This window comes from Marinomonas sargassi (genome assembly GCF_025716875.1).
GTDB lineage: Bacteria > Pseudomonadota > Gammaproteobacteria > Pseudomonadales > Marinomonadaceae > Marinomonas > Marinomonas sargassi.
In genome coordinates this window covers 353,409-379,434 of record NZ_JAOVZB010000001.1, presented here as the reverse complement: position 1 = coordinate 379,434, position 26,026 = coordinate 353,409, and the positions used below count along the sequence as shown (strand labels likewise).

Here is a 26,026-nt window from a genome sequence, read left to right as displayed (position 1 = left end):
ACAAGTCACTCATAACCAAAGTGGTAAACAGTGGCCTGCTGACGCTCTGCGAAGAGCTAAAATTAAATATTTATTTTAAATAAAAATAATAAGGAACTGATTATGAAACTTAAGCATTCGTTAATTGCATTATCTGTATTAGCTTGTTCTGTGGCTAGTGCTGAAGTTGTGAAAGGTATCGATACCACAACGGGTTATGCTGCCAATTATGCTTCAACAGGCCAAGAGATGATCTTGGATTTCTCAAGCGTTTCTTGGAATGTTATTAATGTCAGCTCTTCAAAGCAACTATCAAAAGCCCTTTCCAAAGCCTCTCCTGGCGATAAAATCGTGCTTGCCCCAGGTACTTACTCTGGCAGATTCAAACTGAGTAAAAGCGGCTCTCAAAATAAGCCAATCTGGGTTGTAGGTGCAGATGCAGCGAATATGCCGATCATTGATGGTGGTGATTACAATAATAAAACAGCGTTCGCAGTTGATGGCAATGATAAGGGTATTTCTTATATCTACGTTCAAAATATCAAGGTAACGAATGCGCGAGGCGGTATCTCAGTAGATAATGCCGATTATATCACTATCGATGGTGTTGAAGCTTACAATGTTGGCCAAGCAGGTATTCACTTACGAGACGGTAGTGAATATAACATCATTAAAAACTCTTATATTTATAACACTGGCCTTTATAACGTGAAGTACGGTGAGGGTATTTATATTGGTTCAGATTATAGAAAGTGGCCTGGTGGCAGCAGCTCTTCTGAATACAACCCAAAAGTAGACCACGCACAAATAATTAATAATATTATTGGGCCAAATGTGACGGCTGAGCACATTGATATTAAGGAAGGCTCTTCTTACGCTTACATTATTGGCAACACTTTTGATGCCAAAGGCATGATAGACATTCTTAATGGTGGCTTGAGCTACATTGACTTCAAAGGTAACAATGCTGAAGCTGCCTACAATACTGGCAACCAGAATGGTAATGAATACTTCGAAAATGCTTTTGAAGTAAACACTAAATCAGAAGGTTGGGGTTTCCATAACAACATACATAATAATGTGCTGAACTTTGATGATGAGTTTGCTGGTAAAAAGTCCATCACTATGACCTTAGCACTAGGATCAAAAGGAAAAGCAAAATCTTCTAAGCAAACAAAAGAGAAGAGCCTCGATCATTGGGTTGTGAGAAACAATACCAAAGGAACGACTAAAGTATCGAATAATACAAGAGTTCCAGCGGACTCTAAAAGAATGTACAAGGGTGATATTTCTGAGTACTAGTATTTGAATGGTTAATAAATACCGTTGAGAATAAGCTCTCAACGGTATTTTTTTGTTTTGAGGTTAGGCACATATTTGTGAGCCTTGATACCGTTATAAGATTGAATCTGCTGGCTTTTCTCTAAATATAAAAAGTACCATTCAATAGCTACCTTTTTATACATTTCATTATTTCATCCATAAATACACGATCGAGATAAGATTGTGCATACTCGCTTGAGGCGATTGTTTCTATCCTCCTTTCTTCTAGAATAGCCCCCATTCTTTAGGTGTCTTTTGGCTCAGGAATTTTGTTACTACAGGGATTAGTTTTTTCATTACTTCAAGTCGTAAGACAGAAAAATATCTTTCGAAAAAATAAAGAGGTTGTATGTCTACTGTTACGGTATCGCGTGAAAAACTCTCATGGAGTTTATTTGGGTTACGACTAGGTGTGTTTGTTGTCTTTTTAATATGGACGCTGGATAAATTTGTGAATCCTGGCCATGCGGCTGTGGTGATGAAGGTTTTCTATTCTATGCCTGATGTAAGTGCCAACATGGCGTATTTACTGGGTGCGGCGCAGTTAGTACTAACAATTAGTTTTCTGGTGGGCTTTCAAAAACGTTGGGTCACTCTGTTGATTTTGTTGATGCATCTGAGCTCCACACTGGTTTCATATGGTCGTTATATCGACCCTTGGAGTGGTTCTAATTTACTATTTTTTGCTGCTTGGCCTATGTTGGCTGCAACGGTTGCTTTGTACCTGTTACGTGAGTACGACACTAAGTTTACCTTGGCGAAATAAGCATAACCTTATTTATCTGTATTGATCAGGTAAATTGCCTATCTAGGCATTTTGAGACTTTAACTTGCAAGTTTAGAGTTTCATTTATCAATATCCCCCTATTGAATGGTGCCTCTTTCGAGGTGCCATTTTTTTTACTTATTACCAGAAAACCCGAATTGGAAAAATGCCGTGTGAACTTGTAGACCTGTATAGAGGCGATCTCCAATATACAGTCTGATAAACTAGCGTAAATATAAAAGTCGTATCAATGATCTAGAGGAACTGGAATGCCTAAAAAATCTATTGCGATTATTGGTGGGGGAATTGGAGGGCTGTCGTCGGCCACATTTCTCGCTCGTTTAGGCTATAAAGTCACGATATACGAAAAAGCAAAAGGGCCGAGGCCTTTCGGAGCAGGGTTTCTTCTACAACCTCCTGGTCAAAAGGTATTGGCTGAATTAGGTGTCTTGGAAGAAGTCGAGCAGCTTTCAGTACCCATTGATGGGTTGGTTTCTAAAACGTCTGCTGATCGCCAGCTGTTAAATTTAAACTATAGTCACATTCAAGGTAATAGAATGCATGGCTTAGGGGTTCAGAGAAGCAGTATCTATAATGCTTTATATAACTTAGCCCTTTCTAGAGAAAGTATAGACTTTGTTTGGGGAGCAGACGTTGTATTAAACAATGCTAATGAGCAGCCTTCTATTCAGCTAGGAAGTTCGACACAGGAATATCATTTATGTGTTTTAGCTTCAGGGTCTAATAGCCATTTGGCGGATGCTATTTTTCCCGATAGGGTAAAAAAGCCTTATCAATGGAAGTGCTTATGGGCAAACATAAAACTACCTATAGACTTTTCAGAAAACAAGTTACATCAGCGATGCCATCACGCGAGTAAAATGATGGGCATATTACCTGTCTGTAGGTCTCATGATGGTGTGGATGCTGTTCTGTACTGGAGTTTGAGTGAAGAAGAAGCCGGTTGTTTCTCTGAGCAATCATTTATTGTTATTAAACAAGAAATTATGCGTTTTTGGCCTGAGGCGAGTATGTCTATTGAGCCTCTCGAGTATGCTGATTTTATTGTGGCAAATTATAATGATATTTGGACGCCAAAACCTTTCCATAAAAACTGTATATTGATAGGTGATATCTCTCATTCGACTAGCCCTCAATTAGGTCAGGGCTGCACGATGGCATTATTAGACTCATGGCTTTTAGCACAGTGTTTGGATAGTGGACAAGATACTCAAGACTCACTAAACGAGTGGTGGCGATTGAGAAAACGACAAGTGAAGTATGTGCGTTATGTCAGCAAGCTGCTTACGCCTTTATATCAATCAGATAAGAAAATATTCTGGTGGTTTCGAGATTATATAGTGGCTCCTTTAGGGAAAGTCCCTTGGCTATATAAACTGCAAATTAACACGCTCGCTTCTAATGTTTTTTTAAAGACTAAGCGTTAGCTATACATCTCACTAAGTAAAGGAAAAGGGCTTAATACCAAACGGTATTAAGCCCTTTTTTATATGCGCTAAAACTACCTCAAAGAGGTTGGTTTTTTAGTGAGTGTGAACTTGGTTAAATTGCTGTCTAAGTTCTGCGTATTTATCTTCATAAACAGCTTTCTTTTGTGGGGCGGTATAAGCACCTGTTAAATCCACTTCTGTATTTGTATCCACGCCTAAATTTTCGAGTGTCAAAGATAAAGCTTCAACGGCAGATTTGGCACTTTGTAGATCATCGTACGCGTTATCATCATTTGATGCGAAAGCCGCAGCGGATAAAGTTGAAGCAGTAATAAGAGCTAGAGTAGTTAACTTTTTCATAATGAATTTCCTTTTACATGTTTTATTGAAAATGAGACAACTAACACTTGTCCCGACTTGTTGAAATGCATGTTAAAGGAAAAAAATTAGAATAAAATAGTTTCTAGAACGCTTTCATTGTGTTTGGATAATATCGATATTTATGTGCATTATCGTGAATTTTGTTGATATTTTTGCTGATTTTTAAGTTTTTCTTCAAAAAAAGGACGAAGCGAGTAAGTAGGTTCAAAATATTACGAAATAAGATTTTTTTGAGTTGTTAGTTGCATTCTTCTGCTACTTTTTTGAGGGAAATTCCCTTGTTATCAAGTAGTTTTTAGCCATTCAGATAGCGCTTTAATGTGGCTAGGTTCAATCCCGCAACACCCTCCAATTATGTTAGCTCCTAGACACTGCCATTTTTTAGCGAAGGTTAGGTATTCTTCCGGCGTTAGATCGCGAGAGCTTTGTGTTGTTAAATTTGCTTCATGGCCTTGTGATATGGGAGTGAAGCTGTTGGCAAACACACCAATATCGATTGTTAGCTTTTTCTCTTCTAGTATGTCTGCAGTGATTTTTATCGCTTGCGCCATAACTTCTGGAATTGAACAATTAAAGAATACCCCTGCCACTGCTTCTGTTAAAACGGCTTCTACGGCATCGGCGACTAACTCGCCAGACCTAAGTTGGGCTGGGCCCTTCGTATCGTCATTCAATGTGAAGGCGTAGTAACAAGGCTTAGGTGTGTCTTTTAAAACTTGGGCGATAGCCTTGGCTTCTTCAATGCTGGATATGGTCTCAGCGAGCCATATATCCACATACTTATCTTGAGCAGAAAATAAGGTGCTTAAAATAGAGTTAGCTTGTTGGGCTTCGAATAAATCTGGTCGGTAAGAGCCTAGCGGTGGTGGTAAAGAGCCAGCAACCAATACCTTTTGATTCGCACTTTGTGCCGATTCCTTTGCTATGATCGCAGCTTGCTCAGCAAGCTTTTCCCCTTGTTGCTGGTAAAGCTCTTCACCAAGGTGGAAGGGCACACAGGCGTAACTGTTCACTGTGATGATATTAGCGCCCGCATCTATGAAATTTTGATGGGCTTGGGCAACAAAGTGGGGGGCGTCAATAAGTGCTTGAGCGCTCCATAATGGCTGTGAAAAAGGGGCACCAATACGCTTGAGCTCTCGGCCAATACCACCATCTAATATCGTTACTTTTTTCATAACTCTTCTTCAAAAATCTAGATTTCGTTAGCGCCATTCAATCATAAATAGAGAAAAAAGATAATGAAAATTAGTCACCATGAAGATGAATTTTATTGCCTCGAATAAGGTGGTTCTTATTTTGTAAATGGTCTCTGTATTGCCGAGGCGTTTTTTCCTTTATGATGTGCATCTTTACTTTTTAAACTTATGTGGAACGCTCAAATTATGAATAGCTCTTCTGAACACAAGCCACGCCCCATGGTGGATTTAGTGGTAAGTGTCATTTTACCTTCTCTTATTTTAATGAAGTTCAGTGGTGATGATGCACTAGGTGTAACAGGTGGTTTGGTGGTGGCTCTTTCGCTTCCATTAGGTTGGGGCATATTTGAGTTGGTGAAGTATAAGAAGTTTAACTTTATTGCCCTATTAGGTTTGGTGAGTGTCTTGCTTACAGGTGGAATTGGTTTATTTGAGCTAGACAATAAGTGGTTAGCAATTAAAGAAGCAGCTGTGCCTGCTTTAATTGGTATCGCTGTGTTTGTATCGACTTTCACCCCTTATCCATTGGTTCGAGCTCTGCTTCTCAACTCCTCCATCATGGATACTGAGTTAATTAAGCAAAAGTTAGAAGAGAACAACAGCACTGAGCTGTTTGAGAAAAAACTCATGACAGCAACCTATTTCGTGGTGGGTTCTTTTGCCTTCTCTGCGACGATGAATTATTTGTTAGCGAAATGGATTGTGGTGAGCCCAGCAGGGACAGAAGCTTTTAATGAAGAGCTGGGAGAAATGACTTTATACAGCTATCCAGTGATCGCCATCCCTTCCATGATTATCATGATGGGCATCTTCTTTTACTTACTCCGTACTATTCGCAAAGCAACAGGGTTAACGCTAGAAGAACTCATGGTGAAAAAATAAATATCGCCTAAGTAAAATTAGCTCATCAATGCCGTTAAGGGAACTGCCTTAGCGGCATTTTTGTGTCTGTCATAGACAATGTGATTTTATTTGAAATTAGAGGTTATCCTTTGGTCGTAGTTTGCTCGAAAAGCCTTTAGAAACATGAAAAGCTTGCGGCACGACAAAGGGGAGTAATCCATATGAACAATAAAGAATTGGTGATAGAAGCCATAAACCTTGTAAAGCCTGCGATAGATCAGCTTTTCAATAAGACCTGCCGTAAAGAGCTGCATATCGTGGTGATGAATCCACAACTCAAACCATGGGAGGCTTCTTTTGAAGAAGCTATTTTACACGAGTGCACCTTTGGCACACCTGAGAGTTGGCCAGTTCCTTTCGATGAACTAGCACGTAATAAAGCCGCACAAGCATGGCGAGATTCTGTTGCGAACATTAACCATCAAACACAACACCCTTCATCCTTACGAGAAGGCGATGTTTTGTTCTATGGGTCATTTGTTTACGGCAATATTGTGGTGGCTTGTAGTGGTGTAGAGCCTTGGTTTGATATGTTGGTAAGTGGTTGGGTTGCCGTTGCACTGGAGCAACTGACTATTAATGAATACCAAGTAACGAAAGTGAATGAGCCTAAATTAGCGCGCCGTAAATAAAGCCCAATAAGCTTAAAATGAGATTCGGTAAAAAGTGAAATCGTTATGACCTAGGTCGTAACGATTTTTTAATTATCAGCCCGATGCTAATTGTAGTTAAATCCCCATTTTTACAGATAGAGTTTTACACTCATTATCTATAAATAGAATGAGTATTAACGATTCTTAAAGTGTAAAATATATTCACTTTTTATTTAGAGTTTTAAGTCAAGGATGGAATATGAGCCTTATAAATATACAGAATGAAGTTGCCCAGTTTGATGCTTGGAGGTCTACTGTAGTGTCTAATATAGGTGGTGCGAATATTAAGGTAATGCGTATGGATGGCCGCTCTTATCCTGAGGAATCACATGATTACCCAGAAGGTTTACTGGTTATGGATGGGCAGCTTAATTTGATCGTTGGAGCGGAAGCAATAACTGTTAATGCAGGTGAGATTTATATTGTCCCAATTGGGGTGAATCATGCAGTTGCTCCCGGGAGTTCTGGAACATTAGTTATTTTTGACACCTGACTCTCAATTTAATAAATCACGAAAGGGTGAACATAACAATTTCGTGATTTAGCGCCTCTTACTTTTCTTCAAATAAGCGCTGTGCCTGCTACCTCTAAAACACTCTTCGCATCAGTACGTTCCATAATTTTAACTAGGGCAGATTGAATAACCTCATCTTCACGCACATCATCTTGGCTAGTGAAGCTTTGCTCTTGTGGCTCTGCACCTTCTTCAAATGTAAAAGTGACAACTACTTTAGTGGCTTTTTCTTCTGTTTCGCCAAAGTAAGAAAACTCAACCTGAGGGTAGCCTTTAAAGCCCATTTTTACTTTCTTTGCGATGCGTTTTTTAGATTTGTCTAAGTTCATTCTATCTGCCTAAGTAAAAGTAAATTGTATTCGTTACACTATCTTATTGCTGTGTGAAACGCGAGATAGACTTTGTCGATAAACACATCATTTGGTCGGTAGAAAAGCTCATTTTGATAAGCAATACCTCATTGTTAATTGGTTGTTAGGAGATCACTGTGAGTGATGGAGATCTGAAGCGCATTTCTCGTTTAACCGCGATGACAACTCGCTTACAAACAAAAAGTTTAGTTACTGCTACTGAACTTGCTGAACACTTCTCAGTGAGTGTAAGAACTATTTATCGAGACATCCGAGCCTTAGAAGAGGCGGGGGTGCCGATTTATGTGGAAGAGGGTAAAGGCTACAAGGTGATGTCCCATTATCGACTGCCTCCCGTTATGTTTACTGAAAGTGAGGCGAATGCCCTAATTATGGTTGAGCAGTTGGTGTTGAATAATCAGGATGCTTCTTTAGTTAAAGACTACTCGGACGCTATAGCAAAGGTTAAATCTATTTTAAGTGGAGAAGCAAAAGAGAAGGTCAATTTACTCTCTGAAAGAACGCAATTTAGTCTAATGAAGGAGCGTGACAGAAGTAGTGATAATTTATCAATCTTGCAAAATGCTTTAACAAACTTTCAGCTAATACGCATATTTTATAGTGACGAAATGAAGCAGAGAACTGAAAGGGATGTAGAGCCCTTTGCTTTATTAAGTACCAGAGAAAGCTGGATTTTAGTGGCTTGGTGCCGTTTACGGCAAAACTTCAGAAACTTTCGATTAGATAGAATACAAGACCTGATATTACTGCCTGAAACATTTCCTCCCCATGATATGACGCTGGAAGATTATTTCCAGAAGTACTCATCATAGTTCCCAACCCCTGACATAGGGCTGTCATTAGCTAGCGATACGCTAGCCCTTCCCTAGCTATAACCGCTTTATTGAAAGGAGGAAATGTAATGTCAGATTTAGATAGCTTAACGCTAACAGCAAAGGCTCAGTGTCTATGTGGTGATGTCACCATCATGGCGAATGAAATTAACCCTAAGTTTACTGTGTGCCATTGCGACTCGTGTCGTGGGTGGGGCGGCGCGCCATTTTTTGCCGTGCAATGCGGTACAGAGGTGGTTATTGAAGGGAAGCAAAGCATTAAGGAATACGACTCGTCAGCATGGGCAACACGTGGCTTTTGTGTGGAGTGTGGTACTCACTTGTTTTATAAGCTCAAAGAAACAGGCGCTTACAATATGCCAGTGGGTATCTTTTCAGGCTTAGACAATATCGAGATGGACATGCAATATTTTAGTGACCAGCGTCCCCATTACTATTGTTTTTCAAATCAAACTAAGGAAATGACCCGAGCTGAAATCATGGAGTATTTCGCTTCCGCTATTGCTGGAGATTAAAAACTTTTCATCATTGCCTTCTCTCATCACCCTTTTTATTTCTGCATAATTTAGGACTATAGAAAAATGAAAATTAATTACTTTGTACTGGGCACAAACGATATGACAGCGTCTGTTAAATTTTACGATTCACTCTTTGAACAGAAAGGGCCAAAGCAAGTGTTAGCGACTGACAGAATGACCTATTGGCAAAATGACGATATGGCATTTGCTGTGGCGCTTCCTTTTGATGGTGAATCAGCCACAAATGGTAACGGTACTATGCTGGGCTTTGGTGTGGACTCGGCAAAGGAAGTTGAGCGGTTGCATAAAAAAGCCATTGAGCTTGGAGGGAGCTGTGAAGGTGAACCAAATCAAAGGGGACCATACTTCTCAGCTTATGTTCGAGACCTAGATAAAAATAAACTGTGTTTTGGTTGTATAACTGGTGCCTAAGTTATTGTTTGGTTTATAAAATCTATAAATAGCTTATTTGCAGAAGATAAAGCACTATATTTATTGGGGAATATATCAACGTCAGCAAGGATGATGAAATGAAGGTATTTTATCTAGTATGTAGTGTTTTTGGTGTGGTTTTGCCATATGGCGCTTTTATGCCTTGGCTTTTTCATCATGGTGTCGACATAGCATTGTTTATAGAAAGTGCCTTGGTAACCCCTATTAGTGTATTTGCATGGCTAGATGTACTGGTATCAGCCATTGCTCTATTAGGTTTTATTATTATCGATGGTAAAAGAAGCCGAGTACCGTACCGATATTGGGCGGTGTTAGGCACATTAACAATTGGTGTGTCTTTTGGGTTGCCCTTTTATCTTTACCTGAAAGAGAGAAGAACGGATCTCTGATACGCCTTTTAAAAAACACTAAAGCCCCATATTTGGGGCTTTTTTATGCCAGTTTATTATTAGGGGGCATGAGATGAGTAGTTGAACTATGGAGTAAAAAAGGAGCTTGTATTGCCAAGCTTATCTTTACTGGCGTAATTGAATATTCTAATTGAAGCGTGCTTTATATAAGCGTATGTGACTCCCATTTAAGGGCGTTTTAACTTCTAATGGAATATAAATAATGAGTAATACTTCCTCCCGTCTCGGCACTGCCTTGTTGGTCGTCGCTATTATTGCTGTGTTGGCGATAGGTACTATGATGTTTGGTGCGCATTTGGACTTATGGCAACCGGTTGTTGGTTTTAGGTTGACTCGAAACTATATGAACCCGATTGCTTACGCTGTAATTTCGCTAGCTGTGGTTGGACTTATCTATCAACTTATTGTTAAAAATCCTTGCGGTGCAATTAAAGCGGGAGTGGCAGGACTTATTGGTTTAGGTTTATTGTCGCCGACAATTTATTCTCAGCTTCAACCACAAGTTCGCCTCCCTCCTATCCATGATATTTCTACTGATACAAATAACCCACCTGTATTTTTGGTATTAGATGAAACCCGTGAAGGTGCGAGAAACACCTTAGAATATGGCGGTCCAGAAGTGGCAAAACAACAAAAGAAAGCTTACCCAGATATTGTGCCTATACAGTCTAGTAAATCACCGTCTGAGGCTTTTTCTGAAGCGTTACGTGTAGCTGATGTCATGGGGTGGGAGATTATTGCACAAGATTCAAATGTGCTTCGTTTTGAGGCAACAGCCCGTACACCTGTGTATCAATTTGCAGATGATATTGTTGTGGTAGTGACACCAGAAGGCGCAGCAAGTCGTGTTGATATTCGTAGTGTATCTCGTATCGGCCGTGGTGACCGTGGAGTGAATGCTGCACGTATTAGAGAGTTTGTTGCGGCATTTCAAAACTAGCAGCGATTCATTGAATAGCTGACTAACCCAATATTTCAGACATAAAAAAGCCCCATATTTTGGGGCTTTTTTATGTCTGTATTTAATGAAAAGCAGGCAGTTAAGCGTCTTGCTTAGGCGCTGGCTTTCTGTTTTTACGGGCTGGCGCTAAGGGCTTGCTGCGCAGGCCTTGCCCCGGTGTCATCTCTGCTTTTTGGCCAGATGAACGCTGTCTGCCTTGATTATTTTTGTTTCCATTGTTTTTAGCACCATTATTGTTCCCACTATTGTTGTGAGAGCGAGGTGCTTTTGGTTTTTTAGGTTTTTTAGGCTTGATAGGTCGAGTATCTAGTGTGGTGTCTGGCAGCATATGATCTGGCATGAAGTCGTCTTCATAGCGACGCTCGATCAGTTTCTGTGTGAGACGCTCAATAGCTCTTAGTTGATCAAGTTCATCGGCTGAAACCAATGATATAGCTTGCCCTGTTGCCCCTGCACGACCAGTGCGACCGATGCGGTGAACATAGTCTTCTGCTACATCAGGTAGGTCAAAGTTGACTACATGGGGCAGTTGCTCAATATCTAAACCACGAGCTGCAATGTCAGTCGCTACTAGAATACGAATACGACCATCTTTAAAGTCCGCTAGAGCGCGTGTTCGTGCTCCTTGGCTTTTATTACCATGGATTGCACTTGCTCGAATTCCAGCTGCCTCCAGCAGTTTAGTGATCTTATTGGCACCATGCTTAGTACGGGAAAAAACCAAAGCTTGATCCCATTTTCCTTCTTTCACCAACTGAATTAATAGCTCTGTTTTACGCTTTTTATCGACAGGGTGAAGCCATTGTTCGACAGTCGTTGCTGTTGCATTACGAGGAGTTACTGAAATTTCAACAGGCTCGTTGACTAAGCCTTTTGCCAGCTGACGAATTTCTGTTGAGAAGGTTGCTGAGAAGAGTAGGTTTTGGCGCTTCTTCGGTAGTATGGCTAAAATCTTTTTGATGTCATGGATAAAGCCCATGTCCAACATGCGGTCAGCTTCATCGAGAACCAAGATTTCTAACTTATCAAAACGCACTGCCTTTTGATTGTACAAATCCATCAAACGACCCGGTGTCGCAATAAGGATGTCAGCGCCACGACGTAGTGCCATCATTTGTGGGTTGATTTTTACACCACCAAATACCACTGTCGATTTTAATGATAAATGCTTTCCATAGTCTTTTACGCTTTCAGCCACTTGAGCAGCAAGCTCACGTGTTGGAGTTAATACTAGAGCGCGAACTTGGTTATTTTGTGCAGCTTCACCTTGGCTTAAACGTTCTAACAAAGGTAGGGTAAAGCCCGCTGTTTTGCCGGTTCCTGTTTGTGCTGCCGCCATCACATCCTGGCCTTTCAGAACCGCGGGAATAGCTTGTGCTTGAACGGCAGAAGGGGTGTCGTAGCCTTGGTTTTTAATGGCTTGAAGTATAGGGGCCGAAAGGCCAAGGTCGTTGAAACTCATAGATGTTCTCGTGTTTTATCAAAGGCGGGTGCAAAGCCAATGATAGGGCTAAGCAATATTTGCGCGAAGCTTACCCTATATCCCTTCTACATACCATATCTGTCGCACTAGGGAGGCTTTTCATAACCCTGTTCGAGTCGTTTTATAGGCGCCTAACATCGACAGATACGGCTAAATCTTGCGCACCACCGCCCTCAAATATAACCCCTTGTAATGGGGTTACATCGGAATAGTCTCTGCCCCAGCCGACGACAATATGCTGATCTTTCGGCATAAGATCATTAGTTGGATCGAATTCAACCCAGCCCATATTAGGGACGAAGACAGCAAACCAAGCGTGGGAAGCATCCGCACCAACGAGCTTTTCTTGCCCCGGTGGTGGTAAGGTTTCTAAGTAGCCGCTCATATAGCGAGCTGGAATGCCTACGGAGCGTAAACAGCCAATAGCGAGATGAGCAAAGTCCTGACATACACCGCTGCGTTGCTCTAATACTTGCTCTAAAGGTGTTGCTACCGTGGTAGCATTGGGGTCAAAAGTGAACTCAGTAAAAACCTTGTGAGTGAATTCCAACGCTGCCTGCAATACCGGTTTGTCATCGGTAAAGGTGCCTTGCGCATATTCTTTCAATTCATCCGATTGACGTATTTGCGGAGAGTTAAGCAGGTACTCTTTGATCATACGCAGCTCAGGTGTATGAGGTGCATTGATTAAAGAGCGTAACTCACCACAGGTAATGGAGCTTTGGATTTGCTCTTCTGTAATCTGTAATGGCTCAATCTCAAACAGTGTTGAGACATCAATGGTGAGCTTTTTATGGGCTTCTTGTACTGAGAAATAAAAAGTCTGATTGCCGAAGTAATCTTCACCGTCGTTGCGATAAACAGGAGGTGGGCTGATATTCACTCTTTGATTTAGACAGCTTTGATTTTGGGTATTCCTAGGCAGCAAATGTGCCATGTTATAGCACAGGCTAACAGGCGCTCCGTATTGATATTCCGTTATGTGACGAACGCGGTACTTCATAAACTGCTATCCCCAATGGCGGTAATGAGTGACTGTGGTCCTGCGGTGTGATCAAAATACTTGTCGCTGATGAGCACAGTAAATTCTTCCAACTGTTCTTGTAAATCAATCATCAGCTCTTCAAGCGCTTGCCTGCTTTCACTAATCTCATCCACTTTGGCTAGCGCTTCTAGGTCAGCCAGCTGAATGCTGTTTAGTGCTTTCAAAATGACCTTGTTCTCAGGGCTTAAACCAGCCGTGCGAATCTCATTTCTTGGTAATTCTTGGATGTATTTCCCTAACAGGTTCAATTGGTAAAGTAAGGAGCGAGGGTTGGTTTCATCTATCATCAGCAAGTCGAGACCATAAGCGACACGCGCTCGATTTCGGTAGCGACGACGGAAAGAGATTAATGCTTCCACACTTAATAAAACCGATTCTAGAATTTGTTGTTGTGGTGCAGCGGGAAGAGGCTCAGTTAATGCCGAACGAAGCAGTGTGGCAGTCTGCAGAGCCCGCTCTGTACGGCGACCAATTTCTTGGAAAGTCCAGTCTAAACCACGCAACATACTTTCATTATTTAATCCTGATAAGGCTAATAATGAGGTGACCAAACTATCGAGAGAGTCCTCGGGGGCATCCGGTAAACCATTGCTATAAGCACGGTCGAGTTCATGGATATTATCGCGCAGTTCATTGATGATGATTCGGGTGTCCGCAGACAGCATTTCTTTTACTTGCTCACCACAACTTAGCATGGCTTGAAGGTTTGATTTGATTGACCCTGCGCGGTTAGCATCGGTAATAATGGATACTAACTCAGTATCTGGTTCAGCCAGCATTTCTTCGTCTGCTTCCATGAAGCCAGGTAAGCAACCAGTTTGTGTGGATACCATTTCTAATAGGGTACGCTGGCTTTCTTCTGGTAGTGGGTCAACCCCATTCATTTGTTTGAAAACAGTTCGAAGTAAGCGCATACCAACCTCGGCACGCTCGGCATATCTCCCCATCCAGAATAGGTTCTCGACCACACGGCTTGGCAGGTTAGTTTGTAATGCTTCGTTTTGTAGTAGCACTTGGTCTGCTGAGCTCTGTACCCATTGTTCTGGTTCAGAGGCAATAACCCAAGTGTCCTTACTTTTTGACTGAGATATATTGGATACGATTTCTTCATTTTGAGATTCGCCTGCACGAGATAGCCCACCCGGCATGACATTGTATCCGTTGGTCTCTGCAGTTGGATGGGACACAGTAAAAGCTCGAAGCAAGCTAGGTCTAGACTGTAATGTATTGTCTATCCAAAGGGGGGTTCTAGAACCCGGTATATAGCTTTGAGCGGTATAAAGGTGCGGTGCTTTTTTGATCTTTTCTAAAGCTTCAAGTTGCTCACTTTCATTGAGCTTGTGGCCATAAATGCTTGGACTTGTTCGGCTACGAATAGCCGGCTTAATGATCAGGTTGCTTATGTTATTGGCAACGTATTCCATGTCACTGGCATCACCACACCACCATGTTGCTACAGAAGGGAGTGATAGCGTTTGGCCAGTTAAGAATTGGCTGATTTCTGGCAAATACTTCACTAAAGCAGGACACTCTAAAATACCGCTGCCTAGCGGGTTTGCCAATGCTACATTGCCTGCACGAACCACTTCTAACAAACCCGGCACGCCTAAGTAAGAGTCCGACTTAAGTTCGGCTTGGTCACAATACACGTCTTCAACGCGACGTAAAATGACATCCACTCTGGCTAGGCCGTTAAGGGATTTCATCCATACGGCGCCATTACGAACAGTTAAGTCGCTGCCTTGTACTAATGGAAAACCAAGGTAATTTGATAAATAAGCCTGCTCGAAATAAGTACTACTTAAGGCACCGGGGCTTAACATGACGATGCGAGGTGTGTCGGTCCATTCTGCGGCAAGAGAAGACAGCATATTTTTTAATGACTGAAAGTGCGCTCTTAAACGGCGGACCTGATTGTCACGAAAGCTACCACGGATAACACGAGAGATGACCGTGCGGTTTTCGAGAGCATAACCTGCGCCGCTTGGTGCTTGAGTTCGGTCACCAATCACTTGAAACTGCCCTTGTGCATCTCGTACTAAATCAACGGCGTGTAAGAGTAAATTGTGTTCGCTTGGTAAAGTAACGCCATGACATTGGCGTAAAAATCCCGGGTGGCTGTAAATGATTTCTGCGGGAATGATGCCATTCTTTATGAGTTCTTGAGGCCCGTAAATGTCTTTTAAAATAAGGTCAAATAAATGTGAGCGCTGAGCTAAACCTTGTTCTACTGTGCTCCACTCATCGCTGGATATAATGTTTGGGATAAGGTCGAGGGACCAAACGCTGGGTGTTAACGGGTCACTGGTTAGGTTATAGGTTGCACCGTCTTCCCTAAGAATACGCTGGGCGCGACGCTGGCGGTCGAGCATTTCGTCAACCGTAAACTTACCGATACGATTTAATAGTGATTGCCAGTGCGGTCTAGGAAGTCGCTCTTCCGTGAATGCTTCATCATAAGCATTCACGGGAGCTGGGTAGGTGAAAGGTAACATCGGTTGCTCATCGATTACCGATGTTACAAAAGAACCTGTTTGAAATTGCATAATGTGCTTGTGCCTAAAAACGAATTATTAGAGAACATTATACTGCTTTCTTAGGTCGAGTGTATGTGGATATTCATCCATTGGCTCTTCCGCTGGTGGTGCCATAGGTTTTGGCTCACCGTCATGGGGGTAGAATCCACGTAATGCACTGAATGCCGGAGGCGGCGATAAAGTACCTTGCGTGAAGCCATGATCCCAGAAACGGTTAACCCTTCGGGCTTCAGCTTCGTTACTGTTCACAGGAACATTGTCGTAGGTTCGGCCACCCGGATGCGATACATGGTATGTACAACCTCCAACCGATAAACCATTCCAAGTGTCTATGATATCAAACACTAGTGGTGTGTCTGTTCCTAGTGTTGGATGCAACGCTGATGGCGGCGCCCATGCCTTGTAGCGAACAGCACCGACATATTCACCTTTGCGGCCAGTTGATCGAATCGGCACACGGCGACCGTTACAGCTGAGGACATAACGGTTATCCGTTAAGCCAGAAAGCTTGACCTGTAGACGCTCAACCGAAGAATCCACATAACGTGCAGTGCCAGAGCCTGTGATTTCTTCACCCAATACATGCCATGGCTCAATTGCCCAGCGTAGTTCGATTTCCATATCATCGATCTGTTGACGACCGTAATGGGGGAAACGGAACTCTTCAAAAGGTGCTAACCAATCTAATTTGAAAGGTAAGCCGTGGCGCTGTAAATCTTCGACCACTTCTTTAATATCCTGCCAAACAAAGTGCGGCAGCATGAATTTATCGTGCAAGCTAGTGCCCCAGCGAACCAAAGGTTTCTTATAAGGTTCTTTCCAGAAGCGAGCGACTAAACAACGTAATAGCAGCATTTGCACTAATGACATATGCGGGTGTGGCGGCATTTCAAAGCCACGGAATTCCAATAAACCTTGGCGGCCACTTGATGTACCAGCAGCATAAAGTTTATCAATACAGAATTCAGAACGATGTGTATTACCTGTGATATCCACCAGCAGGTTACGCATTAGCCTGTCTGCAAGCCAAGGCTCATCTACCAAGCCTTCCGGCATATTCTGGAAAGCAATCTCCATTTCATAGAGTGCTTCGTCGCGACCTTCATCAGGACGAGGTGCCTGACTGGTTGGGCCAATAAACATGCCTGAGAAAAGATAAGAAAGACCCGGGTGGTGTTGCCAGAATGTCACCAGACTTTGCAATAGTTCAGGACGGCGTAACAGAGGGCTGTCAGCAGGTGTGATACCACCTAGGGTAACGTGGTTACCACCACCTGTGCCTGTATGGCGGCCATCTAACATAAACTTCTCAGCGCCAAGGCGTGATAAGTAGGCTTGGTGGTAGAGAGTCTCTGTATTGTGTACGAGATCTTCCCAGCTTGCTGCAGGGTGAATGTTTACCTCAATAACACCCGGATCTGGAGTGATAAGGAACTTCTGCAAGCGAGAATCCTTCGGTGGCTCATAGCCTTCAATGACCACAGGTAGATCTAACTCTTTTGCCACACTTTCTATGTAACCAAGTACATCAACAAAGTGTTCAAGGTGTGTCATAGGCGGCATGAATATGTGTAAGCGCCCGTCACGTGGTTCAATACATAAAGTTGTGCGTACGACATTTTTCAATGTTTTTTCTGGTGCTAGAGCGGGTTGCTCAGACGCTTTGGCAAAGTGTTGTTTCGCGACACTTTCTAGTATTGGATTGTCCTTACGGGAAGCCAATGGCTGACGTGGCTCAAATGGGTCACGCTCTGGAATGCGGTCCTCTTCTGCCTGCGCAGGTAAAGAGTTAAGAGGCAAACGGTAACCCATTGGGCTATCACCGGGAATCAAGGTGATAACGTTGCTTCGCATTGGCCAAAGCGAACTGTTCCAGCTGTTGTTGCTGGCATCAAACTCAAGCGGCAGGATAAAACCTGTTGTTGTGCTTAAACCTCGGCTTAATAATTTAGCCAAACGACGACGTTCTAGATCATCTTTTAAATCGGCTTTGGTTGGGTCAGCCCCTTCCGGTAATGACTGTTCCATCCATAGATAATATAGGGTGTCTTCGTAGGTGTTTTGTAGGTATTGCGGGTTAAGCGCTAGCTTGTTACATAACAGCTCGCCGAAGGCTTGAGCGTCATCAATCGTGTGTTTGTAGTCTTTGTCAACGCGGGCTAGGTACTTAGTGTCGTTCCATAGAGCAACACCATCTGTGCGCCAGAAACAACCTAGAGCCCAACGAGGTACTTCCTCACCTGGATACCATTTACCTTGGCCATAATGTAATAAACCATTAGCACCAAACTCTTGCTTCATACGCAGCAATAAATCTTTCGCTAACTTGAGCTTATCAGCACCCAATGCGCCAGTATTCCATTGCTCAGAGTCCATATCATCTATAGAGACAAAGGTCGGCTCGCCGCCCATGGTTAGGCGAACATCGCCTTCTTCAAGCTGTTTATCTACCGCATAACCTAGGGCTTTAATGACTTCCCATTCACCTTCAGCATAAGGCTTGGTAACACGGGGGTCTTCGTGGATACGGGTAACAATATTGCTGTAACCAAATTCACATTCACACTCATCAACAAACCCTGTGATAGGTGCAGCAGAAGCAGGCTCAGGTGTACAAGCTAATGGAATATGACCTTCACCAGCAAATAAGCCTGACGTTGGGTCTAAGCCGACCCAGCCAGCGCCCGGTAGGAAGACTTCACACCATGCGTGCAAATCAGTGAAATCTTCTTCAGGGCCTGATGGCCCATCGAGTGCTTTAACATCAGCTGTGAGCTGAACTAAGTAGCCAGATGCAAAACGAGCAGCAAGACCTAGGCTACGTAGAATTTGTACTAGTAACCATGAGGTGTCTCGACAAGAGCCCTTTTCAAGAGTCAGTGTTTCTTCACAGGTTTGTACACCGGGCTCTAAACGAACCCCGTAACCGATTTCAGAGGCTAGGCGGCTATTTATCATGACTAGGAAATCATTGATCGGCTTGCTTTCACGATCAACGGTCGATAGCCATTTATCTAATAGCGCACATGATTCTGTTACTTTTAGGTAAGGCTCAAGTTCTGCTTTTAGCTCTTTGTCGTAGGCAAAAGGGTATTCTTCTGCATACTTTTCGACAAAGAAATCAAATGGATTGATGACTGTCATGTCAGCAATCACTTCCACTAAAAACTCAAGTTTGTTGGTTTTCTCTGGGAATACTAAGCGTGTCTGAAAATTACCAAAAGGATCTTGCTGAAGATTAATGAAATGCTCTTCTGGCAATACCTTTAACGAGTAGCCGTGTATTTTTGTGCGTGAATGCGCTGCGGGCTTTAGCCTTAAAACATGTGGAGCAACGTTTACGAAACGGTCAAACTCATAAGTTGTTTTATGCTGTATCGCGACTCGGATGGTCATGCAGCGTCTCCTTGCTGAAACTGGAACCAGTTCTCAGTAATTTTACCGTTAATCTCAATGATGGTGAGCTGTATGCTATTTAAATGATCATGAAAATCTTCATTCAAAGCTTCAGAGCTTGGCAATGGGTATTGGAAAGCCATGACTTTCTCTATCTGCTTGGTGATGTCATTTGATCTTGGTAACTTTTGCGCTGCACTCACTAATTGCTGGAAGCAGTACTCTAAAGAACGAGGGAAGTTAGGGTCGTTTAACAAGAAGGTTGTCGCCTTTGCACCATTAATAGAGGTTCTGACTGTACGACGGTAATCTAGATAAGCACTTTGAGATTTAAGTACTTTAGCCCAAGTAACATTACCTAATTGGATGCGGGTTTCAGGCTCTGAATTGAGCATTAGAGAAACGGCGGCGTCTAGAATACGAGTACCCATGTCAGCACGCTCTAAATAGCGGCCCATGATAATAAAGTGCCAGCCAGCATCACGACTCATAGTACCAGCCAATAAGCCGATGATTTTCTGGCAACCTTCAATGATGGTATTCAAGAAAAGGTGACGGTTGGAGCGGTTAATACCTTGTTTGATATTTTGTTGAGCGTATAAGTCTAGCTCGTTTACCAGTTCCCATGTTTCTTTCGGTACTACGTCTCTGGTGGTGCGGATGTTTTCGCGAACCATTTTCAAAGAAGACAGCATGGAGTTTGGGTTGGTGTCATCTGCCAACAAAAACTTCACGACATTACGTTCGTCTTTTACTTTATAGCGCTGCTCAAATGTGTCTTCGCCGCTTAATATCTCAATTAGGCTGTACCAAGAATCTTCAATGTTCTTTGGAAGGTCAAACATCAGGTCATCGTATACGCTGACTAAGCGGGCGGTGTTTTCAACGCGCTCTAGGTAACGGGCGCTCCAATATAAACGTTCTGCAACTCGAGATAGCATAATTATTCCCCCTCTGTTTCCACAATCCAAGTATCTTTACTACCACCACCTTGTGACGAATTGACGACAAGGGAGCCTTTCTTCATAGCAACACGGGTTAAGCCACCCGTGGTGACATAGGTGTCTTTTGCTTGAATGATGAAAGGTCTAAGATCCAAGTGGCGAGGTTCTAAGGATGTTTTGGAAATCAATGTCGCAGCAGTAGACAGTTTCAATGTCGGCTGAGCGATATAATTACGCGGGTTTTTAGTGATGAGCTCAGCAAATAGCGCTTGCTCTTTTTTAGTTGAGTGGGGCCCTACTAGCATGCCGTAACCGCCAGATTCATTGGCTGGTTTCACCACAAGCTTGTCTAGATTCTCTATAACATAGGCTCTTTGCTCTGGGTCGTCACACAAGTAAGTTTCAACGTTGTTGAGAATGGGCTCTTCATTTAGATAGTAACGAATGATTTCTGGTACATAGGCATAAACGACTTTATCGTCCGCAACGCCTGCTCCTGGTGCATTGGCAAGGGCAACGTTGCCCTTTTTCCATGCACGCATTAAACCTGCGACGCCTAAAACTGACTCTGGGTCAAAGGCTTCTGGGTCAATGAATAAGTCGTCGATACGGCGATAAATGACATCAACTCGCTCAGGGCCATTAATGGTCTTCATATAGACACAATCATCGGTATCAACGAATAAATCGCTGCCCTCAACTAGCTCCGTGCCCATTTGTTGTGCAAGGAAAGCGTGCTCAAAGTAGGCGGAGTTATAAATGCCCGGTGTTAATACAACGATTTCTGGGTTCTCTATGTCTCTAGGAGAGAGAGAAGCAAGAGAGTCAAATAATTGTGCCGTATAGCTATTAACAGGAAGAATGGAGTCGTTTTCAAATAGTTCAGGTAAAACACGTTTAGTGATGGCGCGGTTTTCTAGCATATAAGAAACACCAGATGGTACGCGTAAGTTATCTTCCAAAACAAAGAAGTCGCCATTTTCATCACGTACTAAGTCTGTACCACAGATATGTGCCCAAACACCGTAAGCAGGTGACACACCAATACACTCAGGTCGGAAATTTTTTGAATCAGTAATGATGTGCTCTGGAATGATGCCATCTTTAATCACATTTTGATCGTGATATAGGTCATCAATAAACATGTTAAGCGCTGTAAGTCTTTGTTTTAAGCCAGCTTCAGCGACTTTCCAGTCGGATGCTTTGATTGTGCGTGGGACGATATCAAAAGGCCAAGCTCTGTCTATATTTCCTTCATCTGAGTAAACAGTGAAACTGATTCCCATTTCTTTAATGGTGGCTTCTGCAGTGGTGCGTTTATGCTCAAGCTCTTCTTCGGATAGACTGTCTAAATAGCCTAATAATTGTTTGGCTGGTGGTCTTGGGTTGCCTTCATTATCGATTAATTCGTCATAAAAATCTGATGATGGATATTGGCTAGTTAATTTTTCCATGTGTACCTCGTTCTTTTTATTAAGCCGGAGGTGAGCGAATGAATTGCTCATTTCACCTACTTTAATTTTTTGCGTTGTCCCAATCAAACAGAGACGGTGTCGCGTCATATAAAGTGATATCTAGTTATATACCCGCAGTTGTATATATGTCACTGCAAATAATGTTTTCTCACTACTGACTAAATAAAGCAAGGATTGAGCCAGAGTTTTTCGATATTAGAGTGGTCTTTTCTATGGGGTTTTGTGGTCATGGCTTATTTATTTGCAGTAGAATCACTCGCAGTACAATGTGAAGTTAGTTTACGAAACGTAAGGAAGGTGCATTGGTGGGGCAGATCGAGCAAGTTGTTATTTCAGGTGCTGGCATAGGTGGTTTAACTGCGGCGTTAGCCTTTGCTAAATTTGGGATGAGGGTGACTGTCTGTGAAAAAGCTGAGAAGTTTGGTGAGGTGGGTGCTGGCCTACAAATTAGCCCCAACGCTTTCAAAGTATTACGTGCCCTAGAAATTGATAAAGAACTGCAAGCTTATGCCTTTGCCCCCCAAAATGCGTCGATACGAGATTACCAATCTGGTACTTATTACCTCAAAGTCCCTTTAGGAGATCAGGCCGTTTCTGATTATGGCGCCCCATACTGGCATTTACATCGGGCAGATCTGCATAAGGTGCTTGTTCAGCTGTGTGAAAAAGCAGGCGTAACTCTAAAACTTAATTCAGAGGTTGTGCGATACGAGCAGGTTCCCCATGGTCAAGGGGTTCGAGTGCATCTAGCAGATGGACGACAACTTGAAACTGATCTTTTGATCGGTGCGGATGGTATTCACTCTAAAATTCGTGACCTCATGTTAGGCTTGGAAAACCCCCTTTTTATGAAGCAGGTGGCGTGGCGAGGTATTGTCCCTGTCAGTAATTTAAAAGTGGATATAAAACCAGACGCTTGCGTTTGGGTTGGTCCCAATCGTCATTTTGTTACCTATTATTTACGTGGTTACGAATATGTTAATTTTGTGGCAGTGGAAGAGCGCGACGATTGGTTGTCTGAATCTTGGGTTGAAGAAGGGAATGTTAACCAGCTTAAAGCCGCTTTTTCCAACTGGCACCCTGAGGTGAAAGCCATTTTAGACTCAGTAGATGAATCCTTCCTATGGGCACTGAAAGGGCGAGACGAATTACCAACTTGGTTTGAAAATCGGGTTGTGCTTTTGGGTGACTCTTGTCATCCAATGCTACCTTTCATGGCGCAAGGTGCGGCGATGGCTATCGAGGATGCGTATGTGCTTGCTAAGCAGGTATCAAAATATCCCTTGGATGAAGCACTAATGCGTTATGAACTGGAGCGAAAGCCACGAGTCACACGTATACAAAATATGTCACAGAATAATGCTGCTTTATATCATATGCACGGCGGTGTGCTAGGGAAAATCAAGCTCAACGGTTTAAGAGCTGTCTCTTCCGTTGTGCCGGCGGTAGTGAAAAGTAAGTTAGATTTTATTTATGGCTACAACGCTACCGAGAAATGAATAGATCGCTTTGTTGATTGTGAATTGTCATTAAATCAGCGAAAATACCCCTCTTAATTTTAACCACCTTGTTACGTCGTTCTTCTGGAGTGGCGTTTTATGCACTAAATAGAAGACCACAAACCATGTCCCAAGCCTTTATTGACCAAGTTGAGCAACGTCGAACCTTTGCTATCATCTCCCACCCTGATGCCGGTAAAACAACCATTACAGAAAAACTTTTGTTGTTAGGTGAGTTGATCAAAACAGCAGGCTCAGTAAAAGGTCGCAAAGGTGACAAGCATGCCACCTCAGATTGGATGGCCATGGAGAAGCAACGTGGTATCTCTATTACCTCTTCTGTTATGCAATTTCCCTACAAAGACCGCACAGTCAACCTGCTGGACACACCGGGGCACGAAGATTTCTCCGAAGATACCTATCGTACCCTTACCGCCGTAGACTCTGTATTAATGGTGATTGATGGGGCAAAAGGTGTAGAGGATAGAACCATTAAATTAATGGATGTGTGTCGTCTACGTGATACACCAATTTTGACCTTCATTAACAAAATGGACCGAGATATTCGTGACCCAATTGAGTTGTTGGACGAAGTAGAGAGTGTTTTGAAAATCGCCGCTGCACCTATCACTTGGCCGATCGGAATGAGTGACTTCTTTAAAGGTGTGTATAACCTTTATACCGATACGATTCATGTTTTTGTTCGTGGTCGTGGCCATACCTTGATGGACGATATTCGCATTGAAGGTTTGGAATCGGATGAAGCAAAAGAGCTACTAGGTGACGACTGGGAAGCTTATGTGGAAGAAATCGAGTTAGTGCGTGGTGCAAGTTACGAGTTTGAGCATGATGCTTACTTAGCGGGTGAAATTACCCCTGTATTTTTCGGTACGGCACTGTCTAATTTTGGTATTCGCGAAATGCTGGATGGCTTTGTGGAATGGGCACCATCGCCTTTAGCACGTGAAACCAATAGCCGCTCGGTTGCTCCAGTCGAAGATAAGTTCTCTGGTTTTATCTTTAAAATTCAAGCCAATATGGACCCTAAACACCGTGACCGCATTGCCTTTATGCGAGTTTGTTCGGGTACTTATAGTCGTGGCATGAAGATGCGCCATTGTCGTATTGGCAAAGATATTAAGGTTACCGATGCCGTATCTTTTACTGCTGGTGATAGGGAAGGTGTGGAAGAAGCCTTTTCCGGCGACATTATCGGTTTGCATAACCACGGTACGATTCAAATTGGTGATACTTTCACTGCAGGTGAAGATTTAAAGTTCACTGGTATTCCTCACTTCGCACCTGAACTCTTCCGTCGCGTACGTTTGAAAGACCCAATGAAAATGAAAGCGCTACAAAAGGGACTCCAGCAATTATCAGAAGAGGGCTCTACCCAGTTGTTTATGCCGCAGCGTAATAATGACTTGATTGTAGGCGCTGTTGGTCAGCTGCAATATGAAGTGGTTGCCTACCGTCTTAAAGATGAATACAAGGTGGAATGTATTTATGAGGCGGTTAATGTCAATACGGCTCGCTGGGTTGAATGCGATGATCCGAAGAAGTTTGAAGAGTTCCAGAATAAATGTCGAGATAATTTGGCAATCGACGGTGGTGGTCACCTGACTTACCTTGCGCCAACACGAGTGAACTTGATGATGGCTGAAGAAAAATGGCCTGAAGTGCGCTTCCGCTCAACTCGCGAACACTGATCAATACTTGACTGAAATACTAGGTTAATAGCATAATTCGCCCAATTTCTAACAATGTAGTGGTATTAAAATGAGTAGTGTTGAATCAGTAGATCCTATTGAGTTTACAGAGGCGGCGGCTGCGAAGTTGAAATCTTTGGTAGAGGAAGAGGAGAATGATCGTCTTAAGTTGCGTGTCTATGTGACTGGCGGTGGTTGTTCAGGCTTTCAATATGGCTTTACCTTTGATGAAGAGTATCAAGAAGACGACACAGAAGTGAAACGAGACGGCGTAAGTTTGGTTGTTGATGCGCTAAGCTTTCAATATCTTGTCGGCTCTGAAGTGGACTATAAAGAAAACCTAGAAGGTTCTCGCTTCACTGTACAAAACCCAAATGCCACTTCTACATGTGGCTGTGGTGCCAGCTTTAGTATTTAAAGGTGGGTTAATGCAATATGCAGGGTCAGGATTAATAATATGATTCTGCATATTGATGTTTGCCAAGCTCCATTCTTGATTGAAAATACACTGAGTACTGGTGAAAAAAATAAAGCCAACGCTTTTCACTTTAAACACCTTCAAAGAAACTATATTTTCTCTCATTCCTTCAAACGTTTCATTTTATCCACGCGTTTCCCAATTTGCCGTGAAGCAGATTGGCGTTTTTTAACGCTTGAATCAGGTAAGCCATTTGTTGATTTAAAGGCTGCAAGATTTTCTAAACTAGTCCCGACTCAAATTTCTTTTAATTTAAGTCATAGTAATGACTGTGTTGTTATTGGCTCATTAGCAAGTGACTATAACTCAATAGGCATCGATGTGGAGCTCTATAAGTCTACTGAAGATTTAGGGGGTGTTCAGGATATAGCCTTTCACATAGAAGAAAAGAACTGTTTGTTAGCATGCCAAAACCAAGATGAAAGCTTTTTTAAACTATGGACAGCTAAAGAAGCGGTTTTGAAAGCAGCGGGACATGGCTTAGTAGATGGTATTACACAGCTGAATTGCTCTCAAAGCCTCAAAACAGATCAGTGCTATTTGGTGATGTGGCATGATAAAGAATATTGCGTTCAGACCTTTAGCTTTGGCTGGGGGGTGATTTCTGTCTCTTGGTTATCCTCAGTGGAGGTTTCTCTTATTGAGCTAACGGACTGGAAATCAGGGAAGCCTTATCCGTTAATAACAGGGTGAGCCACACAAACTCTAGATAAGCTTGTGTGGCAACTTAATATACCTGTGCCTT

24 protein-coding genes are annotated in these 26,026 nt (G+C 42.7%); 15 read left to right on the top strand and 9 right to left on the bottom strand.

The genetic code is table 11. The annotated features are described in order from the left end of the window. The first annotated feature begins 102 nt into the window (after nucleotides 1–102). The 3 genes from OFY17_RS01775 to OFY17_RS01765 all read left to right on the top strand — a co-directional run bounded on the left by OFY17_RS01775 (nucleotide 103) and on the right by OFY17_RS01765 (nucleotide 3,516). Entirely contained in the window at nucleotides 103–1,281 is a 1,179-nt protein-coding gene (locus OFY17_RS01775) for a right-handed parallel beta-helix repeat-containing protein (RefSeq protein ID WP_263528975.1), read from the top strand. A 370-nt stretch (nucleotides 1,282–1,651) separates the two neighbouring features. Next, nucleotides 1,652–2,068, top strand: a complete 417-nt coding sequence (locus OFY17_RS01770) for a DoxX family membrane protein (protein WP_263528974.1) — start codon at nucleotides 1,652–1,654, stop codon at nucleotides 2,066–2,068. A gap of 269 nt (nucleotides 2,069–2,337) precedes the next feature. Then, nucleotides 2,338–3,516, top strand: coding sequence for an FAD-dependent oxidoreductase (locus OFY17_RS01765; protein WP_263528973.1), 1,179 nt, complete (start codon nucleotides 2,338–2,340; stop codon nucleotides 3,514–3,516). 96 nt (nucleotides 3,517–3,612) lie between these two features. Here the strand turns inward: OFY17_RS01765 and OFY17_RS01760 are convergent, their stop codons facing one another. Continuing rightward, entirely contained in the window at nucleotides 3,613–3,879 is a 267-nt protein-coding gene (locus OFY17_RS01760) for a porin family protein (RefSeq protein WP_263528972.1), read from the bottom strand. Between the two features lie 305 nt (nucleotides 3,880–4,184). Beyond that, nucleotides 4,185–5,078, bottom strand: a complete 894-nt coding sequence (locus tag OFY17_RS01755) for a homocysteine S-methyltransferase family protein (protein ID WP_263528971.1) — start codon at nucleotides 5,076–5,078, stop codon at nucleotides 4,185–4,187. Nucleotides 5,079–5,285: 207 nt separating this feature from the next. On the opposite strand from OFY17_RS01755, the gene OFY17_RS01750 reads away from it, so the two are divergent. From OFY17_RS01750 to OFY17_RS01740, 3 genes are all read left to right on the top strand, one after another. After that, nucleotides 5,286–5,981 carry a VC0807 family protein gene (locus OFY17_RS01750; RefSeq protein WP_263528970.1) on the top strand — a complete coding sequence of 232 codons (696 nt, stop codon included), beginning with the start codon at nucleotides 5,286–5,288 and terminating at the stop codon, nucleotides 5,979–5,981. Between the two features lie 182 nt (nucleotides 5,982–6,163). Further along, the gene (locus OFY17_RS01745; RefSeq protein WP_263528969.1) at nucleotides 6,164–6,634 is read left to right on the top strand and encodes a hypothetical protein; all 471 of its coding nucleotides are present in this window, start codon (nucleotides 6,164–6,166) and stop codon (nucleotides 6,632–6,634) included. Between the two features lie 220 nt (nucleotides 6,635–6,854). Then, nucleotides 6,855–7,148, top strand: a complete 294-nt coding sequence (locus OFY17_RS01740; RefSeq protein ID WP_263528968.1) for a cupin domain-containing protein — start codon at nucleotides 6,855–6,857, stop codon at nucleotides 7,146–7,148. A gap of 68 nt (nucleotides 7,149–7,216) precedes the next feature. Here the strand turns inward: OFY17_RS01740 and OFY17_RS01735 are convergent, their stop codons facing one another. Beyond that, nucleotides 7,217–7,498, bottom strand: a complete 282-nt coding sequence (locus OFY17_RS01735) for a hypothetical protein (protein WP_263528967.1) — start codon at nucleotides 7,496–7,498, stop codon at nucleotides 7,217–7,219. Between the two features lie 158 nt (nucleotides 7,499–7,656). Between OFY17_RS01735 and OFY17_RS01730 the strand changes: the two genes are divergently transcribed. The 5 genes from OFY17_RS01730 (at nucleotide 7,657) to OFY17_RS01710 (ending at nucleotide 10,694) form a co-directional block, all read left to right on the top strand. Next, a complete protein-coding gene (locus OFY17_RS01730) occupies nucleotides 7,657–8,352 on the top strand; it encodes a helix-turn-helix transcriptional regulator (protein WP_263528966.1) in 696 nt (231 codons plus the stop codon). An 89-nt stretch (nucleotides 8,353–8,441) separates the two neighbouring features. Next, complete coding sequence (locus OFY17_RS01725; protein WP_263528965.1) at nucleotides 8,442–8,888, top strand: GFA family protein; 447 nt, start codon at nucleotides 8,442–8,444, stop codon at nucleotides 8,886–8,888. A 66-nt stretch (nucleotides 8,889–8,954) separates the two neighbouring features. Continuing rightward, entirely contained in the window at nucleotides 8,955–9,323 is a 369-nt protein-coding gene (locus tag OFY17_RS01720) for a VOC family protein (RefSeq protein ID WP_263528964.1), read from the top strand. Between the two features lie 98 nt (nucleotides 9,324–9,421). Continuing rightward, the gene (locus tag OFY17_RS01715) at nucleotides 9,422–9,733 is read left to right on the top strand and encodes a DUF2834 domain-containing protein (RefSeq protein WP_263528963.1); all 312 of its coding nucleotides are present in this window, start codon (nucleotides 9,422–9,424) and stop codon (nucleotides 9,731–9,733) included. A gap of 223 nt (nucleotides 9,734–9,956) precedes the next feature. After that, entirely contained in the window at nucleotides 9,957–10,694 is a 738-nt protein-coding gene (locus tag OFY17_RS01710) for a DUF1499 domain-containing protein (RefSeq protein WP_263528962.1), read from the top strand. 100 nt (nucleotides 10,695–10,794) lie between these two features. Here the strand turns inward: OFY17_RS01710 and OFY17_RS01705 are convergent, their stop codons facing one another. The 6 genes from OFY17_RS01705 to OFY17_RS01680 all read right to left on the bottom strand — a co-directional run bounded on the left by OFY17_RS01705 (nucleotide 10,795) and on the right by OFY17_RS01680 (nucleotide 21,574). Beyond that, entirely contained in the window at nucleotides 10,795–12,177 is a 1,383-nt protein-coding gene (locus OFY17_RS01705; RefSeq protein WP_263528961.1) for a DEAD/DEAH box helicase, read from the bottom strand. A 142-nt stretch (nucleotides 12,178–12,319) separates the two neighbouring features. Beyond that, nucleotides 12,320–13,201, bottom strand: a complete 882-nt coding sequence (locus OFY17_RS01700; protein ID WP_263528960.1) for a transglutaminase family protein — start codon at nucleotides 13,199–13,201, stop codon at nucleotides 12,320–12,322. Further along, nucleotides 13,198–15,789 (bottom strand): circularly permuted type 2 ATP-grasp protein, encoded by a 2,592-nt coding sequence (locus OFY17_RS01695; protein ID WP_263528959.1) that lies wholly within the window; start codon nucleotides 15,787–15,789, stop codon nucleotides 13,198–13,200. The genes OFY17_RS01700 and OFY17_RS01695 overlap by 4 nt, the downstream gene beginning before the upstream one ends. A gap of 27 nt (nucleotides 15,790–15,816) precedes the next feature. Continuing rightward, nucleotides 15,817–19,176 carry a transglutaminase family protein gene (locus OFY17_RS01690; RefSeq protein ID WP_263528958.1) on the bottom strand — a complete coding sequence of 1,120 codons (3,360 nt, stop codon included), beginning with the start codon at nucleotides 19,174–19,176 and terminating at the stop codon, nucleotides 15,817–15,819. Beyond that, nucleotides 19,173–20,117: an alpha-E domain-containing protein gene (locus OFY17_RS01685; protein ID WP_263528957.1), complete on the bottom strand. Its 945-nt coding sequence runs from the start codon at nucleotides 20,115–20,117 to the stop codon at nucleotides 19,173–19,175. The genes OFY17_RS01690 and OFY17_RS01685 overlap by 4 nt, the downstream gene beginning before the upstream one ends. A 2-nt stretch (nucleotides 20,118–20,119) precedes the next feature. Continuing rightward, entirely contained in the window at nucleotides 20,120–21,574 is a 1,455-nt protein-coding gene (locus tag OFY17_RS01680; RefSeq protein ID WP_263528956.1) for a circularly permuted type 2 ATP-grasp protein, read from the bottom strand. Nucleotides 21,575–21,900: 326 nt separating this feature from the next. Between OFY17_RS01680 and OFY17_RS01675 the strand changes: the two genes are divergently transcribed. From OFY17_RS01675 to OFY17_RS01660, 4 genes are all read left to right on the top strand, one after another. Next, nucleotides 21,901–23,094, top strand: coding sequence for an FAD-dependent monooxygenase (locus tag OFY17_RS01675; RefSeq protein WP_263528955.1), 1,194 nt, complete (start codon nucleotides 21,901–21,903; stop codon nucleotides 23,092–23,094). A gap of 125 nt (nucleotides 23,095–23,219) precedes the next feature. Beyond that, on the top strand, nucleotides 23,220–24,803 hold the full coding sequence (locus OFY17_RS01670; protein ID WP_263528954.1) for a peptide chain release factor 3: 1,584 nt from the start codon (nucleotides 23,220–23,222) through the stop codon (nucleotides 24,801–24,803). 70 nt (nucleotides 24,804–24,873) lie between these two features. After that, nucleotides 24,874–25,221, top strand: a complete 348-nt coding sequence (erpA, locus tag OFY17_RS01665) for an iron-sulfur cluster insertion protein ErpA (protein WP_263528953.1) — start codon at nucleotides 24,874–24,876, stop codon at nucleotides 25,219–25,221. Nucleotides 25,222–25,260: 39 nt separating this feature from the next. Beyond that, entirely contained in the window at nucleotides 25,261–25,974 is a 714-nt protein-coding gene (locus OFY17_RS01660) for a 4'-phosphopantetheinyl transferase family protein (RefSeq protein ID WP_263528952.1), read from the top strand. Nucleotides 25,975–26,026 lie beyond the last annotated feature (52 nt).

What these genes read in the sequence shown, in the direction of transcription:
- OFY17_RS01755 (WP_263528971.1), bottom strand. Translation starts at nt 5,078, where the DNA reads ATGAAAAAAGTAACGATATTAGATGGTGGTATTGGCCGAGAGCTCAAG.
- OFY17_RS01660 (WP_263528952.1), top strand. Translation starts at nt 25,261, where the DNA reads ATGATTCTGCATATTGATGTTTGCCAAGCTCCATTCTTGATTGAAAAT.
- OFY17_RS01750 (WP_263528970.1), top strand. Translation starts at nt 5,286, where the DNA reads ATGAATAGCTCTTCTGAACACAAGCCACGCCCCATGGTGGATTTAGTG.
- OFY17_RS01700 (WP_263528960.1), bottom strand. Translation starts at nt 13,201, where the DNA reads ATGAAGTACCGCGTTCGTCACATAACGGAATATCAATACGGAGCGCCT.
- OFY17_RS01775 (WP_263528975.1), top strand. Translation starts at nt 103, where the DNA reads ATGAAACTTAAGCATTCGTTAATTGCATTATCTGTATTAGCTTGTTCT.
- OFY17_RS01680 (WP_263528956.1), bottom strand. Translation starts at nt 21,574, where the DNA reads ATGGAAAAATTAACTAGCCAATATCCATCATCAGATTTTTATGACGAA.
- OFY17_RS01685 (WP_263528957.1), bottom strand. Translation starts at nt 20,117, where the DNA reads ATGCTATCTCGAGTTGCAGAACGTTTATATTGGAGCGCCCGTTACCTA.
- OFY17_RS01715 (WP_263528963.1), top strand. Translation starts at nt 9,422, where the DNA reads ATGAAGGTATTTTATCTAGTATGTAGTGTTTTTGGTGTGGTTTTGCCA.
- OFY17_RS01710 (WP_263528962.1), top strand. Translation starts at nt 9,957, where the DNA reads ATGAGTAATACTTCCTCCCGTCTCGGCACTGCCTTGTTGGTCGTCGCT.
- OFY17_RS01725 (WP_263528965.1), top strand. Translation starts at nt 8,442, where the DNA reads ATGTCAGATTTAGATAGCTTAACGCTAACAGCAAAGGCTCAGTGTCTA.
- erpA (WP_263528953.1), top strand. Translation starts at nt 24,874, where the DNA reads ATGAGTAGTGTTGAATCAGTAGATCCTATTGAGTTTACAGAGGCGGCG.
- OFY17_RS01735 (WP_263528967.1), bottom strand. Translation starts at nt 7,498, where the DNA reads ATGAACTTAGACAAATCTAAAAAACGCATCGCAAAGAAAGTAAAAATG.
- OFY17_RS01670 (WP_263528954.1), top strand. Translation starts at nt 23,220, where the DNA reads ATGTCCCAAGCCTTTATTGACCAAGTTGAGCAACGTCGAACCTTTGCT.
- OFY17_RS01770 (WP_263528974.1), top strand. Translation starts at nt 1,652, where the DNA reads ATGTCTACTGTTACGGTATCGCGTGAAAAACTCTCATGGAGTTTATTT.
- OFY17_RS01765 (WP_263528973.1), top strand. Translation starts at nt 2,338, where the DNA reads ATGCCTAAAAAATCTATTGCGATTATTGGTGGGGGAATTGGAGGGCTG.
- OFY17_RS01695 (WP_263528959.1), bottom strand. Translation starts at nt 15,789, where the DNA reads ATGCAATTTCAAACAGGTTCTTTTGTAACATCGGTAATCGATGAGCAA.
- OFY17_RS01720 (WP_263528964.1), top strand. Translation starts at nt 8,955, where the DNA reads ATGAAAATTAATTACTTTGTACTGGGCACAAACGATATGACAGCGTCT.
- OFY17_RS01745 (WP_263528969.1), top strand. Translation starts at nt 6,164, where the DNA reads ATGAACAATAAAGAATTGGTGATAGAAGCCATAAACCTTGTAAAGCCT.
- OFY17_RS01705 (WP_263528961.1), bottom strand. Translation starts at nt 12,177, where the DNA reads ATGAGTTTCAACGACCTTGGCCTTTCGGCCCCTATACTTCAAGCCATT.
- OFY17_RS01690 (WP_263528958.1), bottom strand. Translation starts at nt 19,176, where the DNA reads ATGACCATCCGAGTCGCGATACAGCATAAAACAACTTATGAGTTTGAC.
- OFY17_RS01740 (WP_263528968.1), top strand. Translation starts at nt 6,855, where the DNA reads ATGAGCCTTATAAATATACAGAATGAAGTTGCCCAGTTTGATGCTTGG.
- OFY17_RS01760 (WP_263528972.1), bottom strand. Translation starts at nt 3,879, where the DNA reads ATGAAAAAGTTAACTACTCTAGCTCTTATTACTGCTTCAACTTTATCC.